Origin of the sequence: Hymenobacter cavernae (genome assembly GCF_014641455.1) — a bacterium.
Classification (GTDB): domain Bacteria; phylum Bacteroidota; class Bacteroidia; order Cytophagales; family Hymenobacteraceae; genus Hymenobacter; species Hymenobacter cavernae.
In genome coordinates, this window is record NZ_BMHT01000002.1 from 833,328 (window position 1) to 849,781 (window position 16,454).

Sequence of the window (16,454 nt, forward strand, 5' to 3'; positions counted from 1 at the left end):
TACGGCCGAAGGCTGGTAATGGGTGGTAAAAACAACGGCGCCCCGACCGCAAGGTCGGGGCGCCGCACAAGGTAAGCTGCTGATAGCTACTTAACTGCTACCTGCTCGGGCGAGCCGCCCGAAGCCGGCGCTACGCGCCGTACCAGCCCGTTGATGCCGCGCTGCTTGAGCTGGCGACGGACCTTCTCGGCGCTGCTCCAGGAGTCAAACTGCCCTATCAGCACGCGGTTCAGCTCTTTGCCGCTGGCGGTTTCCACCTCGACGGTGGCAGGCAGCAGCGCGTCCATCTTCTGGATCTTGGCTAGCTGCGCCTGCGCATTGTTCACGCTGGAAAACGTGCCGGCCTGCACCACGAAAGCTAGCTTGGTAGCCACCGTAGCCGCGGCAGCGGGTACCGCCACGACCACCGGAGCGGCCGCAAGTGTAGTGGTCGTGTCGGCCGAGAGCAGGTCGGCCAGATCAGCGGGAGCGTCCGTCGGACCTAGGGGCGTCTCGTTCGAAACTATTTCGGCGATGACGTCAACGGCGCCGTGCTGTACGATAGAAAGCGGGCGGGCTGCTACCTCCGAGAGGTCGAGCACGCGCTGGTGACGGAAGGGGCCACGGTCGGTGACGCGCACCACCACGGATTTGCCATTATCAGGGTTTGTCACGCGCAAGCGGGTGCCGAAGGGCAGGCTGCGGTGGGCACAGGTGTATTTAAATCGGTTAAACCGCTCGCCACTACTAGTAGCCTGGCCTTGGTGTTCGCGGCCGTACCACGAGGCACGACCACGGATAACGGCTGCCTTGGCAGTGCCGGTTGTTTCATCTTCCCCCGCCGCAGCCGAAGCTACTTGCAAACCAAGAATGAGCAGGAAAAAAGAAAAAGCCAGTAACAAGCCGAAAGAGTGCAGTCGAATACGCAACGTCATTCTGTAATCAATTGGTGAACACGACAAAACTAGGTGTGCTTCTCAAACCCATCCTCCCAGCGCCGCTTCTGGGCCCGCGCCCAAACCATGCCAATTATCCTTTTTAAAGAAAATTTGCATTTAAGTTATTTGCTCAATCCAAGTAAAATAGCCGATTGTGTTTAGTTAAGCACGATTTTGCACTATGGAAGGAGGTAGCGGGAACTAATTTAAATGACACTATCCGTCGCTGAAAAAATTTTGGCATTGTTCCCAGACTATAGTCCAAAACCGGGTTGCAAAAGTCCCGGAAATTTGCTATGGAGTAATAGCAATGTGCCAGATGCTTTTTGCCGTACTTTGCTTTATGGATTTTGGCCGCCTCTCCGACCTGCGTTACGTTGACTTTCGCCTCCCCACCGACCACCCCGAAACGGCCGCCGTACTGGCCCGTGCCCACGCCGCAACGCCCCAACCTAGGGTGTTCGTGGGGTGCCCGATCTGGACGAACAAGGCGTGGCTCGGCTCTTATTTTCCGGCCGGTATCAAGGATGCCGATTACCTGCACCACTACGCCCGGCAGTTCAACAGCATCGAACTGAACACGACGCACTACCGCATCCCCGACGCGCCCACCGTGCGCAAGTGGCGCGATGCGGTGCCCGCTGGCTTTCAGTTTTGCCCCAAGCTGCCGCAAAGTATCAGCCACGAGCGGGAGCTGTACAATGCCGACGACCTAACCACCACGTTCTGCCGGTCTATCAGCGGTTTGGACGACCGGCTCGGCTGGGCGTTTCTGCAGCTGCCGCCTATGTTCGGCCCCGAAAATCTGCCCCGCTTGGAGCGCTACCTGCTCGACTTCCCCGACTACGTGCCGCTGGCTGTCGAGCTGCGCCACCCGGCGTGGTTTGCAGACGCGGGTCTGCGCGAATCGGTGTCGGCGATGCTGGAAGCGCTGGGTAAAACATTGGTAATCACAGATGTCGCCGGCCGCCGCGACGTGCTGCACATGCGCCTGACCACGCCCGTGGCCTTTATTCGCTTCAACGGCCACGGCCTTATCCCGAGCGACTACGCCCGCGCCGATGCCTGGGCCGAGCGCCTCGCCGTGTGGCTAGGTGCCGGCCTGCAAACGGCTTATTTCTTTGTGCACCAGAAAGATATCATGCACTCGCCCGTCTGGACGCAGTACTTTCTAGCCAAGCTCAACGCTCTGACTGGCCTAGGTATCACCCCGCCGCGCATCATTCCGCAGCCGGTGCAGGGTAGCTTGTTTTGAGCAACCTAGGTTTATCGTATGACGCTCAGGCGCAGGCTTAGCTCCGGTAGTAACGCCAGCCGCCGGTCGAGATAATAGGAGCTGGTACGCGTATCATACGTAAGGAACCGTCCATTATTGGCCAGCCCCACGCCTGCGTTAAGGTCATAAACAAACAAGCTGCCTAACGGGCGCTGCATTCCCCAGAGCGCGGAAAGAGCCGAGAAGTCGTAGTAGATGTAGCGTTCGAGCGAGGCGTAGCGGAAGATTGGGTTGACGTCGGTGCTGGCTTGTAGGGTCAGGTAATTGCCACTAAAAGAGCCTGTTCCGTGACCATGCCTTATTCGGCTGGCTTGGTTGTAGTAGTAGCGGCCACCCACGGCGATAATGCTTCGGCGAATAAGCGGGGCTGGTTGCGGATAGCAGTACCGTATCGTTCGGACAAGCCGGAAAGCGGCGGTAAAATTACCGTAGAACGAAAATGCGCTGGTCAGGGGCCGCTCAACACCTAGGGTTACCGGCACAATCAGGCCGGAATAGCCGTTGTACGCGAGGCCCCGATCCAGCCCCAAACCTAGCTTGACCAGCGCCCGGTGCGAAGTTGGCGGGTCCATAATCGGGGCAGCGGCAACTTCGGCTGGTGCCGTTTGCGCCTGACTGGGCAGCGCTCGGGTAAGCACCGCGAGCAGCGCCGCGCCCGATAAATACAATTTCATATAAGAAGTTATAGTTAGAAGAGAAATCGAGCTAAATAAGGCTGGTGAATAACCGCTGCGATACGCTGGAAAACGTAAGCAGCAAGCCAGTCCTCTCCTTCTCAAACGTCGTACCTTGTTACCTCTTCTTTCGCCCGCCACCTTTGTATGAAGATTTTTACTGCTCTCCGGCTGAGCTTAGGTCTTTCTTTAGCGCTCATTATCAGTCATGTCAGCCTAGGTCAGGCGCCCGTCGGCCCCGTGGAACTTCGGTGCGGAATGCTTCCGCTCGACCCCACCGAGCGGGCCCAGCAAGCCAGCCTGGTCGTGGAAGCCGAAGTGCTCGATGCGCGCGGCTTCTGGGATAGTGGGCACCAGCGCATCTACACCGCCCATCGGGTGCGGGTCTACAAATCGTTCAAAGGTGAAGCGCCCGCCGAGTTGACCGTTCTCACCGAAGGCGGCACCGTGGATTTCGACCGGGAGCAGAGCACCAATACGCTCCGCCTAACGCCCGGCGACCAGGGCATTCTGTTTCTGTATGCGGCACCTTTTGCGGGCACCGAAGCCGTGGGAACCGCCTGGACAGCGTATGCCAGTGAGCAGGGCTTCATCCGCTACGACCTGACGACGGGCACGGCCGCCGAGCCGTTTCGCCAGTATCCGCTTATCGGACCTGACTTCTACGCCGGGCAAAGCGCCGTTACCGGGCAGGCGCTGCGGGAAGTACAGCCCAATGCCAACCTAGGTGCGGCGCTGGCCCGCCGTTCCGAAGTCATGGCTAACCGCGGCACCGCGTCACCCGCTATCAGCAGCCTCAGCCCGCGTAGCCTCACGGCCGGTACCGGCGCTGTGCTGACGATCAGCGGCTCGGGCTTCGGAAATACCCGCGGCACGGGCTACGTAGAATTTAAGAATGCCGATGACGGCGGGGATACTTACATCCGGCCCCTGGATACCGATTACGTGAGCTGGACGGATACCCAAATCCGGGTGGTGGCGCCGTCGTATGGTACCACGGGCAGCCCGGCGGGCACGGGTGTGGTGCGTGTCACTACCAGTGACGCCACTCAGACGACGAGTGCCACGGCCATCACGATTGTGTATGCCCTCACCAACGTGCAGGCCGACCAGGATAAGCTGCTGTACCGGCCAGGCCACATCAACCAAAACGAAGCGGGCGGCTACACGTTCCGGTTTGATGCCAGCTTTGCCGCCAACACCGCCGCTAACAGCGCCTGGCAGCGCGCCCTCGCCACCTGGCGCTGCCAGACGGGCGTGAACTGGCAGGTAGGCGCCACGCGCACCAAAACCGGCATTGCCAACGACGACGAAAACTCGGTTGGCTTCGACAATGGGGCCGAGCTGCCAGCCAAGGTGCTGGGCCGCACCACCAGCTACTACACCGGCTGCCGCTCTGCCAATGGTGCGGTCGTGTTTTGGGTAGACGAGATTGATACGCAGTTTGATGATGCGCGCAGCTGGCAGTTCGGTCCGGCGCGGGCTACACTGGCCCAATACGATTTTGAGTCGGTGGCCGTGCACGAGTTAGGTCATGCCCAGCAGCTCGCACACCTCATTCTGCCTTCCGCGGTGATGCACTACGCCATTAGCAATGGCGCAAACAGCCGCACAATCAACGCCACCAGCGACGTGGCCGGCGGGCGTTTGGTGCTGCGCACGCGCAGCTTCGTGGCGCCTGTCTGCAATCCGGTGCCGATGTTGCCAGCGCCGCTCACTACCGTGGCTGCCAGAACGCTCGGCGCGACCGGCGTACAGGTGACGTGGACTACCCGCGACGAATGCTTCCTGAATACCAGTCAGGCCTTTGAGGTCCAACGCGCTGCTGATACTACCGCTTGGCAAACCCTCGCTACGCTGCCGGCAGGCGCTACCAGCAACGCCTATAGCTACGTTGATGCACAACCGCTGACGGGCGTGAGCTACTACCGCCTGCGCCTGCGCCGCCCCGATGGCAGCCTCGACAACGCACCCCCCGTCGGCGTGACGGACGATATTCTGGCCGCTACCGATCTACAGCTTTTTCCCAACCCCGTGGTAGATGGCACGCTGCGCCTGCTCTACACGGGCACGGCGTCGGGTAGTCTTTCGCTGTTCTTTTATGATGTGCTGGGCCGTTATTACGCTGGGTACGGCGTCAAGTACGGCGTTGGACTGAACCAGCTCGCGCTCCAAATCGAGAATCTGCGCGCGGGGCTGTATCTGGTGCGTTGGCGCGATGCAAGTGGCCGCAGCGGCACCTCCCGCGTGTTGAAGCTGAACCAGTAAACAAAGAGTAAAGTGAGTTCACCTGCACTTAGAGCGCATATTTGGTAACTCAGTTCAAGATCCGAAGTAGACGAACCTAGCTCCAGTGAGGCGATAGGTTGGTAAAAACCACGACCGTGAAATATACCTGAGCCCCAGCGGGGCAGTACCTGGGTTCCAACGCCCGGTCGTTTTTACCGCCTATCTTCTTCCTATGTTGCGCCCCGCTGGGGCCCGGCTCGGCTGGGTTATAAAACCCACGATACATGCACTTGGAATACAAATCTGCGACAAAGCAAAAGCGACGCGGAGGACGCGTCGCTTTTGCTTTAAAACCTAGGGTTCGTGTAGAAGAAGCTTATTCCCGATCCAGCAGCATGGCCCCGTAGGAGTAGCCGCCGCCAAACACTGTAATCACGACATGGTCGCCGGCCTGAAGCTGGTTCCAGGTATCGGCCAGGCCGATAGCGGCTCCCGCGCAACCCGTATTGCCCAGAAAGTCGATGTTGGACACGGCCCGCTCTTCCGGCAAGCCTAGCTGCTGAAGCACGTTCTTGGTGATGCGCAGGTTCGCCTGGTGCGGAATGAGGTAGCTCACATCAGACACCTCCAGTTGATTGCGCTCCAGAATATCCCTGGTCACGCGGGCCATGTACTGGCAGGCATGAATGAATACGTCTTTGCCGAATGGCATCACGATGCCGCGCTCCACGGGCTTCAGCGTGACGGCTATGCTCGCTTTGCCTACCGGTGCTGCGCCGCCCGTAATCAGGTCGCGCATGCGCAAATCGGTGGGAGCGAGGCGCTCTTTGGTGATAATCAGCGCGGCGGCACCATCGCCCCACAGGTGACCGGCCACGGTATCGTCCTCGTTGTTGTAGGCCGTGTTGTGCTCCGACACTACCACCAGCGCCCGGCTGGCTTTGCCCAGGGCAAAGTAGCCTTCCACAATCTCAATGGCATTGAGCAGCGACGAGCACGCCGACGAGATGCTCACCACCGGAATATCGGTGACGCCAATGGCGTGCTGCACGGCGTGGGCCATCGTGAAAATAGTGTCGTGGGGCGTGTAGGTGCCACCCACAATCAGGTCGATGCTGGAAGCCGGGATTTCCGGGGAAGCCGCCAGCACCCGGTTGGTGGCCTCAATGGCCATGGTGTTCGTGTTTTCTCCAACGGCTGCCTTGCGGCGTTCCCGAATACCAGTGCGCTCAATAATCCACTCGTGGGAGAGGCCGTTGAGCCGGGTAAAATGTTCGTTGGTAACGACGGCGGAGGGCAAATAAGCCGCCACTTGGTGGATATACACAGAGAGGAAAAAATGAATCAGCGAAAAAAAGCGGCTGCAAGGTACATCGTTGCTACCGCAAAAGCCGCAATATCGTAGTACAGGCCGTACTTTGCACGGGCATTTTACGTTGAAACGCAGCCCGTATGGCTGAGTTCGTTTCGCTGGCAACAAGATTATGATGTTTCAGTTTGCTTCTTTTCGGTTTGTAGTACAAGTAACCCTGGTGGGTGGGCTGAGCTTAGGTTCTCACGTTGCAACGGCCCAGAAGTACATCACGGCGGCCGGACTTCGGCTAGGCAAAGAAAACTTCGGCATCACGGTGCAGCAGCGCATCAGGCCGAAAGGAACCCTGGAAGGTATCGGCATTATTCGCAACCGGGAGGTGAGCGCCACGTTGCTGGCCGAGCACCATTTCGGGCTATTGGGGCGCAGCCTCAACTACTACGCAGGCGGCGGCGGCCACCTAGGCACGCAGAAAAACCACGGCGGTTTCGGCGGCATCGACGGCATCCTAGGTCTGGAATACAAAGTCGCATTTTTCCCCATCGTGCTGGCCCTGGATGTGAAGCCGAGCGTGGAAATCAGCAATCATGAAGATTGGTTTCGCGTGCCCACGGCCTTTTCCCTGCGCTACGTCTTCATCAAAGAGAAAAATACCGGCCTGTTCGACCGGGTTTTCGGCGATGATGACAACAAGAAGAAAAATAAGCGCAAAGAGAAAGAGAAGAACTCTACGCGCCGCGGGCTATTCGACTTCTAGATGCAACAACGCCTCACTTAAAATAACTAAGTGAGGCGCCGATAAGTGAATTTGTAAGAGCAGAAACCTAGCTCCGATGTACGTGGCCGCTGCCAGCAATGGAGCTGGTGATCTGCGGATTACCGGTAACGTAGATGTTGCCCGAGCCAGCAATACGCGCCTCAAGCGTTTTGCTGGCATTCACGCGGCAATTGCCCGAGCCGCTGATCGTGACTTTGCTGGCTTCCACGCGCAGATTGGCCGACTGTACGCGGCCGGAGCCACTAATCCTGATGTCATGCCGCGCCGCGGTACCGACCACCGCAATAGAGCCTGACCCAGATACGGCCGAAGTCACGGCAGCGCCGTGTAGCTGCGACAGATCGAGGTGCCCCGAGCCGCTCACTGCTAGGTCGAGGTTGCCGGTCTTAATAGCTTCGGCCGCTCTGATACTGCCCGAGCCGCTCACACTGAGAGCGTTAATTTCCGGCACGGTGACGTAAACGGTTATTGAGCCCAGATGGACGTTGGTGCTGCCCATCATTTTGTCGAGCAAACCGCCATCGTAGTCACTGCTGCTCTTGCCCGAGTTGTTTTTGATGCCAATACGCAGCTTACCATTGCTCACGGTGGTTTCAAGGCGGACTAGGTCGGCCGGCTCGCCTTCTAGCTCCACTTTCTGCGGGCTTCCTTGACGCAACACTACCTTAGGGGAACCCGCCAGATTAACCTGGGTGAAAGTGGCTACCTGCCGAACTTCGCGCGAAGCCAACCGAGCAGACCGGAAAGAGGGCAGGATCAGCAGGGCTGGCAATACGGCTAAAAGGAGAAGTCTTAGTGTTTTCATAATCAGGAAGTAAACAGTTAGATGTACGACATTGCCCCTAAGATGCAGCCTAGGTTGCAACCGTTGCCTGGGTTGTCATTTATCAGCTAACAATTATCATTTAGCTGCTTTAATCGTAGTCAGATGAAAGATTAGTGTGCTTTATGTCGCTTCAACTACTGCTCCTCCTGAATTTTGCCTTTGCTACATATCTCACGGGCGTCATCTGGACGGTGCAACTGGTGCACTACCCTGCTTTTGCCTTGGTGCCACCGCAAGCCTTTGATGCGTATCACAAAGCACACATGGCGCGCATGGGCTGGGTCGTGATGGTGCCCATGGTGGCGGAGCTTCTGCTGGCCGGGGCGTTGGTGTTGGTGGGGCGCACGCTGGGCAGCGTGGTATGGTGGAGCCTAGCGTTGGTAGTGCTCATCTGGGCCGTCACGTTCTTTATCTCGGTGCCTTTTCACAACCGCTTGAAAGCGAGTGGCTTCAACTACATCACCATCGACGGCCTGACCCGTACCAACTGGTTTCGCACCCTAGCCTGGACCGCACGCATGCTCCTGCTGTTGTCAGTTATTAGTTAACAGTTATCATTGGCGGCGGTCGAAGCGGGGTAGGAACGCGCTACGGCGCGTTCGTCGTGTGACCGTTGACGCTCGATCCGCTTAGTACCTCCTGTGGGCACGTCGCTGGGACGAGAACGCGCCGTGGCGCGTTTCTACTACCCAACGCTTCGACCGATGCCGTAACATTTACCTTGGTAATACCAACCTAGGTGAAATAAGCAAGTATTGCAGTTGGTAACTGTTAATTGTTAATTGTTAAATGATAAACGATCTTACGCCTGAGCTTCAGTTTCAGACGGCGCGCAGCAGCGGGCCGGGCGGGCAGAACGTAAATAAGGTTGAGTCCAAGGTGGAGGTGCGGTTTCACGTCGCGTCGTCTCAGCTGCTGACGGATGAGCAGAAAGGCCTCATTCTGAGTAAGCTAGGTAAGCAGCTCACCACCGATGGCTATCTAATTGTAACGGCACAGGAAGACCGTAGCCAACTACGCAACAAGGAAACGGCCATTCGCAAGCTGCACGACTTGCTAAAGCGGGCGTTGCACAAACCCAAAGCCCGCCGGGCTACCCGCCCCAGCGCCGGCGCCGTGCGCGAGCGGCTGCAAGCCAAGAAAAAGCATAGTGAGAAGAAAGCCAATCGGCGACTGGATTTCTAGGGTGTAGCGCGAAGCCTGCGCCTCGCGTATTACAGAACGATGAAGCTCGCACGACAACCTAGGTGCCAGTCGTTCAACGAGACGCAAAACGCAGGCTTCGCGCTACAGCTACACTAGTTCAGATCCAGGCTGAACAGCAGGCCTAGCCACGGCCGGTGCTGATAAATCCAGTAGGGGCGGTCGGGGCCGATGAGATGGTCGAGGCCGGCGGCCAGACCCACGTTGAAGATGCGCGCATCGTAGAGCGTGGCAACGCCGGCGTGCAGTACCAGACCTTCGTACTCAGGGCCAGGCTGTTGCCGAGTTACGTCCCCAGTGATGGTCGTGGAGCCTAGCCCGAAGAAAGCGCCGTAGCCCAGGCCCGTCGCCCGAATGCGCGGGGCTTGCTGCCAGGGCGTGATGCTTTGCCGGCTCAGGTAATAGAAGTTGAGGCGCCGACCCAGGTACAGCGCCGCGTTGAAGTTGCTGTTGAGCTGCACCGGCACGCCGGCCCGCGCCGCGCGCACCTTCACCGGAATCGTAAACACGTCGAGGTCGAGGCGATGGTCGAGCAGCAGCACATGGTGGTTGGGTTGCAGCGCGTAGCGAATCAGGTCGGGCTTCGGCTGCGTCGAATAAGGCGTGAACACAAGCGAATCGGCTTGCTGCTGCACGTACACGCGCTGATTTTCCAGGCGAGTGGCCAGCGTGTCGTTGCCACCTAGGTGCATCACCTCGTACCAGCCGTCGTTCAGCTGCGTGACATTGCCCAGCACCGCGCAACTCGTGAGTCCCCAACTGCTGCCCAGCAAGAGCGCTATTCTATTTACCCAGAGGCTGATACGCATACAATTCGTTGAAAGCACCAAAGTACTGTTCACCTGCTGATTTGGTGGACAAACGCATTATAAATCACTGCTCCGGAACCTAGGTTTACTGTTGAGTTAGGACAATACATTACACATTTGTTGATCAACCTTCTCATAATGTTGTCGTTATAAGCATATCGTTTAGAAATATTCCACTTTCGCCGGAAAGCGGCGGAAGCTAACCTTTGTAAAAAACATGCATATGAATCACTTGAATGAATCTACTCCGCGTCGGAATTTCCTGACAAACTCTGTGAAAGGGACCTTGGCGCTCGGCGTCGGAATGTCGGCGCTTGCCTCGCTGCTCCAGTCGTTTACCTTCAAAGAGGAGGAGAACGGTTTGCTCGTGCAGGGAGCAGGCAGCATCACCACCGAAGCACAGTTTCGGGCGGCTATTGCACCGCTGGCCCAAATGTCGATGACGAGCAGCCAACTGGCTACCACGCAGGCCACGAATAAGTACGCCAAGCAGTTTGCCGGCTTCGAGCTGGCCGAGACAACGGCCATGATGGGTATTCTGAAGGACCTAGGTACCACGCCGCCCGCCCCGGATGCCAAGGCGCAAGCCATGATGGACCAGCTCAAGGCTGCCAAAGGCGCCGCTTTCGACAAAGCCTACATTGCCGCACAGGTACAAACCCATCAGCAGCTCAACGCTTTAACTACGGGCTACCTGGCGAGTGCAGCACCCAGCGCCAGCAACATGATGGAAAAACACGGCCGCCATATTGCAATGCTAGCCTCAACCAGCATCAAAGAGCACCTGGCAATTACCCAACAGCTATCCAGCATGTTAGGTAGCTAATTGCCATTGTGTAAGGGCACAAAAAAGCCGCTACTTCCCAGGGAGGTAGCGGCTTTTTTGTGCCCTTACGTTTGTCATTCCGAGCAACGCGAGGAATCTAAGTTTATCTACCTAGGTGCATTCCTCAGATTCCTCGCGCTGCTCGGAATGACATATTACTACAACAGCGTGCCTTTCAGGAAGAGAGTAGCAACCGAGAAGTAGATAATCAACCCGGTCACGTCAACCAGGGTGGCTACGAACGGCGCGGAGGAAGTAGCCGGGTCGAAACCTAGCTTTTTCAGAAATAGCGGCAGCATTGAGCCCGATAGGGAGCCCCACAGCACGATGCCGACCAGCGAAAAACCAACTGTGAAACCCACCAGCAGCCAGTGCGGCCCGTAGTCGTAAAAGCCGGTTTGTTGCCAAGCCAGAATGCGCAGAAAACCGACCAGACCTAGGATGCCACCCAACGACAGGCCCGAAAGCAGCTCACGGCGCATCACTTTCCACCATTCGGCCACCGTCAACTCGCCCAACGACATGGCTCTGATAATGAGTGAGGTAGCTTGTGAGCCGGCATTACCGCCGCTGGAAATAATAAGCGGCACAAACAACGCCAGCACCACGGCCTTCTCGATTTCGCCCTCAAAAAAGCCCATGGCCGTGGCCGTCAGCATCTCGCCCAGAAACAGAACGACGAGCCAGCCGGCCCGCTTCTGAATCATCTTGGGCAGGGAAATCGTCAGGTAAGGCTCGTCCAGCGCTTCCGAGCCACCTAGCTTTTGGATGTCCTCGGTGTCTTCCTCTTCCCGAATATCCAGGATGTCATCAATCGTGACGATGCCGAAAAGTACGCCTTCGCTGCCCACCACGGGCAGGGCCACGCGGTTGTTGCGCCGGAATACCTCAATGGCTTCTTCCTGGTCCTGCATGGTTTGCAGGTACACATAGCGGCGGTCCATCAGCTCACTCACGCGCGTCTGCGGGTCGGCCAGCAGAATGTCGCGGATACCTAGGTCGTCAACCAGCACGCCACGCATATCGGTCACGTACAGCACGTTGAGCGTTTCCGACTGCCCGCCGTGCCGCCGAATGTAGTCGAGTACCTGCTGCACCGTCCAGTTTTCGCGAATGGCAATGTAGTCGGGCGTCATCAGGCGGCCCACGCTGTACTCGGGGTAGCCCAGCAGCTCCAGCGTTACTTTGCGCTCCGGTTCGGAGAGCGTCTGAATAATTTCTTTTACGAAGTCCTCGGGCAGGAACTCCAGCAGTGCCGTGCGGTCGTCGGGCGACATCTCGTTCAGGATGTCGGTGATTTTATCCTGTGAAAGGTTGGCAATGAAGTGTTTCTGAATATCCAGGTTCAGGTATTCAAATACTTCAGTAGCTAGCCGCAGCGGCAATAAGCGAAAAATAATGAGCTGTTCACGCTCAGCTTCTTCCTCGATCAGCGCTACCAGCTCGGCAGGTTCAAACTCCTTCAGAACCTCTTTGAGCTTAAAAAACTCGCCCTCCTGAATCAGGGACGTAATGTGTTCGGTAGTCGGTTGCTGATTCATGAAAAAGCAAAGATTTTTTCTCGCTAGGCAGGAAGATTAGTGGACAAAAGGCCCGCAAAAGTAGGGCATCCCTGTGGGGAAACAGGTATTCCGAAGTATTAATTCTGAATAAACTCGGCGGCGCACAGCTCAACCGGAAAATCTAGTTGCCTTCTTGCCAAAAACCGGCCAGGAATATGGGCTGGCGCCATTTTTAACGGCAGCTCGGTTCTGCGGTAAGTGCCTGGCTCAGCGGATGTTTGGTTAGCCAAACAGGTGCTGAGCACCGGCCTGTTGACTTCATAAGCCGGAATTCCTTCTCCCAAACGCATCATTCAAAAGGCCGCCCCGTACTTTTGACCTAGCCCTACTAGCTCCTTATGCCACACTCGTCTACTCCTGCGCGCGGAACGCTTGTTGCCCTTGGGGGTGGCGATGATGAAGAATTGCTGGCCCTGCTGGCCGATATGGTGCCCGACCAAGCCACCACCCGCATCGAAATCGTGACGACGGCCGCCCCTGAGCCAGGGAGGTCGGGCAAGGCCTACGTCAATGCGTTCGGAGAGCTAGGTTGCGAGCAGGTGCATCACCTGCGCATCGATGAGCGCCACCCTGCCGACACGCCGGCGCACCTGGAACGATTGAAACGTGCTGGGCTCGTGTTCTTTACGGGCGGCGACCAGGAGCGCATCACCGAGTTCTGGGATAAAACCGAAGCCCAAGCCATTCTGCTCGACCGTTACCGCCAGGACGAGCACTTTATTGTAGCGGGTACCAGTGCCGGGGCCGCCGTGATGCCCGGCTGCATGATTGTGGAAGGCCACGGTGCTCGTTCGCTCACCAAAGGCGGGCTGCGCACCACCAGCGGCCTGGGTTTGATTTCGGATCTATATATCGATCAGCACTTTGCCGAGCGCGGCCGTTTTGGGCGCCTGGCGCACGCCGTGTTGCAGCATCCGGCCCGACTAGGGCTAGGTTTGGGGCAGGAAACGGGCATCATCATCCGGCACGGGCACGAGGCTGAAGTGTTCGGCGACGGCGTAGTGATGGTGGTTGATGCCAGTTATCTGAAAGACAGCAACCTAGGTCGCATTGGCCGGGGTGAGCCGGTGTCGGGGCAGGACCTGCGCGTACACTTGCTGGTGAGCGGGCAGCACCTGGATTTGCGCAGCCGCCAGGTGCGGAACAAAGAATAAAAATGCGAGTACGTTGAAGAAAGGCGCTTTTTAAAAGGAAGTGTCTTCATTATCAGTGCCTTATAATCGTGTAAAAGTAGTAGGCACGCCTACTATTAGTTGGGTTTTATTCTTACATTTCGCTCACAGACCTCAGCGAAAAAATCCACCCTTTTCACTCTTTTTATGAATCTAAAATATCTACTCCTGGCGGGTAGCGCGCTGCTCACGGGCACGGCGGCTTCCGCGGGTGGCTTCCAGGTAACGCTTGCCGGCCAGAAAAACAATGGTATGGGCGGCGTGGGTGTTGGTCTCTCCCTCGACCAAGCAGCCATGTTCTACAACCCTGGCGCCCTGGCAATGGTGCGCGAGCGGGGCGTGCAGGTGGGCATCAATGCAACGATGGCGCGCTCCGCCTTCCGCGCCGAATATGGTGGCACCCAGCGCGAACTGCGCAACAGCACCGTCACGCCGTTCAACCTCTACGCTGGCTTCGGGCCGGCGGAAGGCAAGTTCCGGGCTGGCATTGCGGTGTACACGCCCTTCGGCAGCAAGCTGCAATACGCGGATGGCTGGGAGGGGCGCTACTCGCTGACGGATATTACGTTGGAGTCCATCTTCATCCAGCCCACGGCCAGCTACGCCATTACGGATAAGCTCAGCATTGGGGCGGGGCTGGTGATTCTGGCGTACGGCGCGGTGAACTTGCAGCGCGACGTGCCGGTGCAGGATCAGCAGGGTAACACGGGTCACGTGGAGTTGGATGGCAAGGCCGATAACAAGATCGGCTACAACGCGGGCATCTACTACAAGCCTTCCGATAAGCTCAGCATCGGGGCCAGCTACCGCTCGCAGATCGATGCGCACGTGAAGAGCAGCAACGGTGATGTATCGTTCTCCAATATTCCGGCTTCGCTCAGCACGCGCTTCACGGCCAAGCATTTCGATGTCACCCTGCCGCTGCCGGCCACGGCAAGCCTAGGTATCGGCGTGATGCCCACCGAGAAGCTAACCATCGGGTTGGATGCCAACTACGTGTTCTGGAGCAAATACAAGGCGCTGAACTTTACCTTCGACGGACAGGTAGGTGGCGCTACCACGAGCAACTCGCGCCGTGAGTACAAAGATGCCGTGACGCTGCGCCTGGGCGGCCAGTACCAGCTCACCAGCGGCCTGACGGTGCGCGCCGGCGGTGCGTACGACTTCTCGCCGGTGAAAGATGGCTTTGTGACGCCCGAAACGCCTGACGCCAACCGCCTCGGCCTGACCCTAGGTGCTTCCTATAAGTTTGGGGAACATTTCGGCGTCGATATTTCGGCCCAGTACCAAGACCTGCAAAAGCGCAGCCAGACCCAGGACGAGTTGATCGCCAATGGCACCACCGACCGCATCGCGGGTACCTTCAAAACCAAGATTGTTATTCCTGGTATCGGCCTGAACTACAATTTCTAACCACCCGCCTTCTTCCCACCTCATGAATACGTTACTCAAAAGAAGCTCGGCGGCGCTCGGACTGCTCGGGCTTGCACTAACCGGCTGCCAACCCGATCTTGATGCCCCGCAGGCCGACAAAGGCACAGCGGATTTTTCCAACTATGTTGCCATTGGCAACTCCCTTACCGCTGGTTATCAGAGTGGTGGCCTTTTCAACGAAGGAATCCAGAACTCGTATCCCAGCATTCTGGCCAAGCAATTTGCAAAAGCTGGTGGCGGTACTTTCGCGCAGCCGCTGTTTGCTGACAATCAGAAGGATGGTTCGGGCTACCTGAATTTTCAGGGCTTCACGGCTACCGGCTCGCCCATTTTGCTGTCGCCGGGGCAGGCGGGCAACACTCGCACGTATCAGCTGGCTTACACCGGACAATCCCTGTTGAGCGGCGAAAGGCAGCTGGTGGCCTACACCGGCGCGCAGCCAAACAACCTAGGTATTCCGGGTATTTCGGTGCTGTCGAGCGTGTCGGCGCTGACGGGTGGCCTGGCTCCTTACGGCTTGCTGAATCCTTACCTGAACCGCTTACTGACCACCGCCGAACGACCCACCGTCGACTACCTCACCTACATCGGGCGGGCCACACCTAGCTTTTTCACGTGCTGGCTGGGCAGCAACGACGTACTGACGTACGCTACTGCCGGAGGCGTGGCGTCGCCCACCAATCCGTTCAGCGGCCTCACCGATACTACACGCTTTGGCCAAGGCTACCGCGCCATCGTGCGTACCATCACGAAAAACGGTACCGTGAAAGGCGTTATTGCCAACATCCCGAACGTGGCGGATGTGCCGTATTTCACGGCCGTGCCCGTCGCGACGGCTATTGCCGGCATCAAGGGCAATACGGCGCTGCCTAACGCGGCGCAGGCTAGCCTCTACATTCGCACGGGTGCTGGTACGGTGCGCGAGGCAACGTCCAACGACCTGCTGACGCTGACCGCCTCTTCCGTTATTGGCACCACTACCACGGGGGTGCCGCTACCGGTGGGCGTGGGCTATTCTGCCACGCAGTCGAACCCACTGCCGAGCCAGTACGTGCTCGACGCCGACGAGCTAGCTGCCGTACGTACCCGTACCACGGAGCTGAATAAGATCATTGCCAAAACGGCTCGCCAGTACAACGTGCCGCTGTTTGATGTGAATACGTTCTTCACCACCATTTCCAAGAACGGTATTGCCATCAACGCCACGGCAAACAGCACGAGCTTTATTTCCGGCAACCTGTTCTCGCTGGATGGGATACATCTCACCTCGCGCGGCTACGCCGTGATTGCCAACGAGTACATCCGGGTGATCAACGAGAACTACAAGTCGTCGATTCCGTTCGCGAATCCGGACGAGTACCAGGCGGTGCTGTTCCCGTAGCAGACCTAGGTTTCATTCATGAAAAAAGCCCCCGCTGAGGTTCAGCGGGGGCTTT

The 16,454-nt window shown here is 57.8% G+C and carries 15 protein-coding genes; 9 read left to right on the forward strand and 6 right to left on the reverse strand.

Translation table 11 applies throughout. The annotated features are described in order from the left end of the window. Positions 1-86: 86 nt before the first annotated feature. The gene (locus IEX74_RS07830) at positions 87-914 is read right to left on the reverse strand and encodes a septal ring lytic transglycosylase RlpA family protein (RefSeq protein WP_188812811.1); all 828 of its coding nucleotides are present in this window, start codon (positions 912-914) and stop codon (positions 87-89) included. Between the two features lie 346 nt (positions 915-1,260). Between IEX74_RS07830 and IEX74_RS07835 the strand changes: the two genes are divergently transcribed. Continuing rightward, positions 1,261-2,172 (forward strand): DUF72 domain-containing protein, encoded by a 912-nt coding sequence (locus IEX74_RS07835; protein WP_188812813.1) that lies wholly within the window; start codon positions 1,261-1,263, stop codon positions 2,170-2,172. Between the two features lie 11 nt (positions 2,173-2,183). Here the strand turns inward: IEX74_RS07835 and IEX74_RS07840 are convergent, their stop codons facing one another. Then, positions 2,184-2,867 carry a hypothetical protein gene (locus IEX74_RS07840; RefSeq protein WP_188812815.1) on the reverse strand — a complete coding sequence of 228 codons (684 nt, stop codon included), beginning with the start codon at positions 2,865-2,867 and terminating at the stop codon, positions 2,184-2,186. Between the two features lie 147 nt (positions 2,868-3,014). On the opposite strand from IEX74_RS07840, the gene IEX74_RS07845 reads away from it, so the two are divergent. Continuing rightward, complete coding sequence (locus tag IEX74_RS07845) at positions 3,015-5,135, forward strand: matrixin family metalloprotease (protein ID WP_188812817.1); 2,121 nt, start codon at positions 3,015-3,017, stop codon at positions 5,133-5,135. Positions 5,136-5,472: 337 nt separating this feature from the next. Here the strand turns inward: IEX74_RS07845 and IEX74_RS07850 are convergent, their stop codons facing one another. Next, positions 5,473-6,423: a 3-oxoacyl-ACP synthase III family protein gene (locus IEX74_RS07850; RefSeq protein ID WP_188812819.1), complete on the reverse strand. Its 951-nt coding sequence runs from the start codon at positions 6,421-6,423 to the stop codon at positions 5,473-5,475. 157 nt (positions 6,424-6,580) lie between these two features. Between IEX74_RS07850 and IEX74_RS07855 the strand changes: the two genes are divergently transcribed. Then, positions 6,581-7,165, forward strand: coding sequence for a hypothetical protein (locus tag IEX74_RS07855; protein ID WP_188812821.1), 585 nt, complete (start codon positions 6,581-6,583; stop codon positions 7,163-7,165). A gap of 67 nt (positions 7,166-7,232) precedes the next feature. On the opposite strand, the gene IEX74_RS07860 is transcribed toward IEX74_RS07855, so the two are convergent. After that, positions 7,233-7,991 carry a head GIN domain-containing protein gene (locus tag IEX74_RS07860; RefSeq protein ID WP_188812823.1) on the reverse strand — a complete coding sequence of 253 codons (759 nt, stop codon included), beginning with the start codon at positions 7,989-7,991 and terminating at the stop codon, positions 7,233-7,235. A gap of 143 nt (positions 7,992-8,134) precedes the next feature. Between IEX74_RS07860 and IEX74_RS07865 the strand changes: the two genes are divergently transcribed. Continuing rightward, complete coding sequence (locus tag IEX74_RS07865) at positions 8,135-8,560, forward strand: hypothetical protein (RefSeq protein WP_188812825.1); 426 nt, start codon at positions 8,135-8,137, stop codon at positions 8,558-8,560. Positions 8,561-8,801: 241 nt separating this feature from the next. Then, on the forward strand, positions 8,802-9,197 hold the full coding sequence (gene arfB / locus IEX74_RS07870; RefSeq protein WP_188812827.1) for an alternative ribosome rescue aminoacyl-tRNA hydrolase ArfB: 396 nt from the start codon (positions 8,802-8,804) through the stop codon (positions 9,195-9,197). Positions 9,198-9,310: 113 nt separating this feature from the next. On the opposite strand, the gene IEX74_RS07875 is transcribed toward arfB, so the two are convergent. Beyond that, a complete protein-coding gene (locus IEX74_RS07875) occupies positions 9,311-10,024 on the reverse strand; it encodes a hypothetical protein (RefSeq protein WP_188812829.1) in 714 nt (237 codons plus the stop codon). Between the two features lie 274 nt (positions 10,025-10,298). Here IEX74_RS07875 and IEX74_RS07880 point away from each other — a divergent pair, with 274 nt between their 5' ends. Further along, on the forward strand, positions 10,299-10,850 hold the full coding sequence (locus IEX74_RS07880; RefSeq protein WP_188812831.1) for a DUF4142 domain-containing protein: 552 nt from the start codon (positions 10,299-10,301) through the stop codon (positions 10,848-10,850). 158 nt (positions 10,851-11,008) lie between these two features. Here IEX74_RS07880 and mgtE read toward each other — a convergent pair whose 3' ends face one another. Next, positions 11,009-12,391, reverse strand: a complete 1,383-nt coding sequence (mgtE, locus tag IEX74_RS07885) for a magnesium transporter (RefSeq protein ID WP_188812833.1) — start codon at positions 12,389-12,391, stop codon at positions 11,009-11,011. A gap of 359 nt (positions 12,392-12,750) precedes the next feature. Here mgtE and IEX74_RS07890 point away from each other — a divergent pair, with 359 nt between their 5' ends. The 3 genes from IEX74_RS07890 to IEX74_RS07900 all read left to right on the forward strand — a co-directional run bounded on the left by IEX74_RS07890 (position 12,751) and on the right by IEX74_RS07900 (position 16,399). After that, complete coding sequence (locus IEX74_RS07890; protein WP_188812835.1) at positions 12,751-13,566, forward strand: cyanophycinase; 816 nt, start codon at positions 12,751-12,753, stop codon at positions 13,564-13,566. 165 nt (positions 13,567-13,731) lie between these two features. After that, entirely contained in the window at positions 13,732-14,997 is a 1,266-nt protein-coding gene (locus IEX74_RS07895; protein ID WP_188812837.1) for an OmpP1/FadL family transporter, read from the forward strand. A 22-nt stretch (positions 14,998-15,019) separates the two neighbouring features. Next, positions 15,020-16,399, forward strand: coding sequence for an SGNH/GDSL hydrolase family protein (locus IEX74_RS07900; RefSeq protein WP_188812839.1), 1,380 nt, complete (start codon positions 15,020-15,022; stop codon positions 16,397-16,399). Positions 16,400-16,454: the final 55 nt, after the last annotated feature.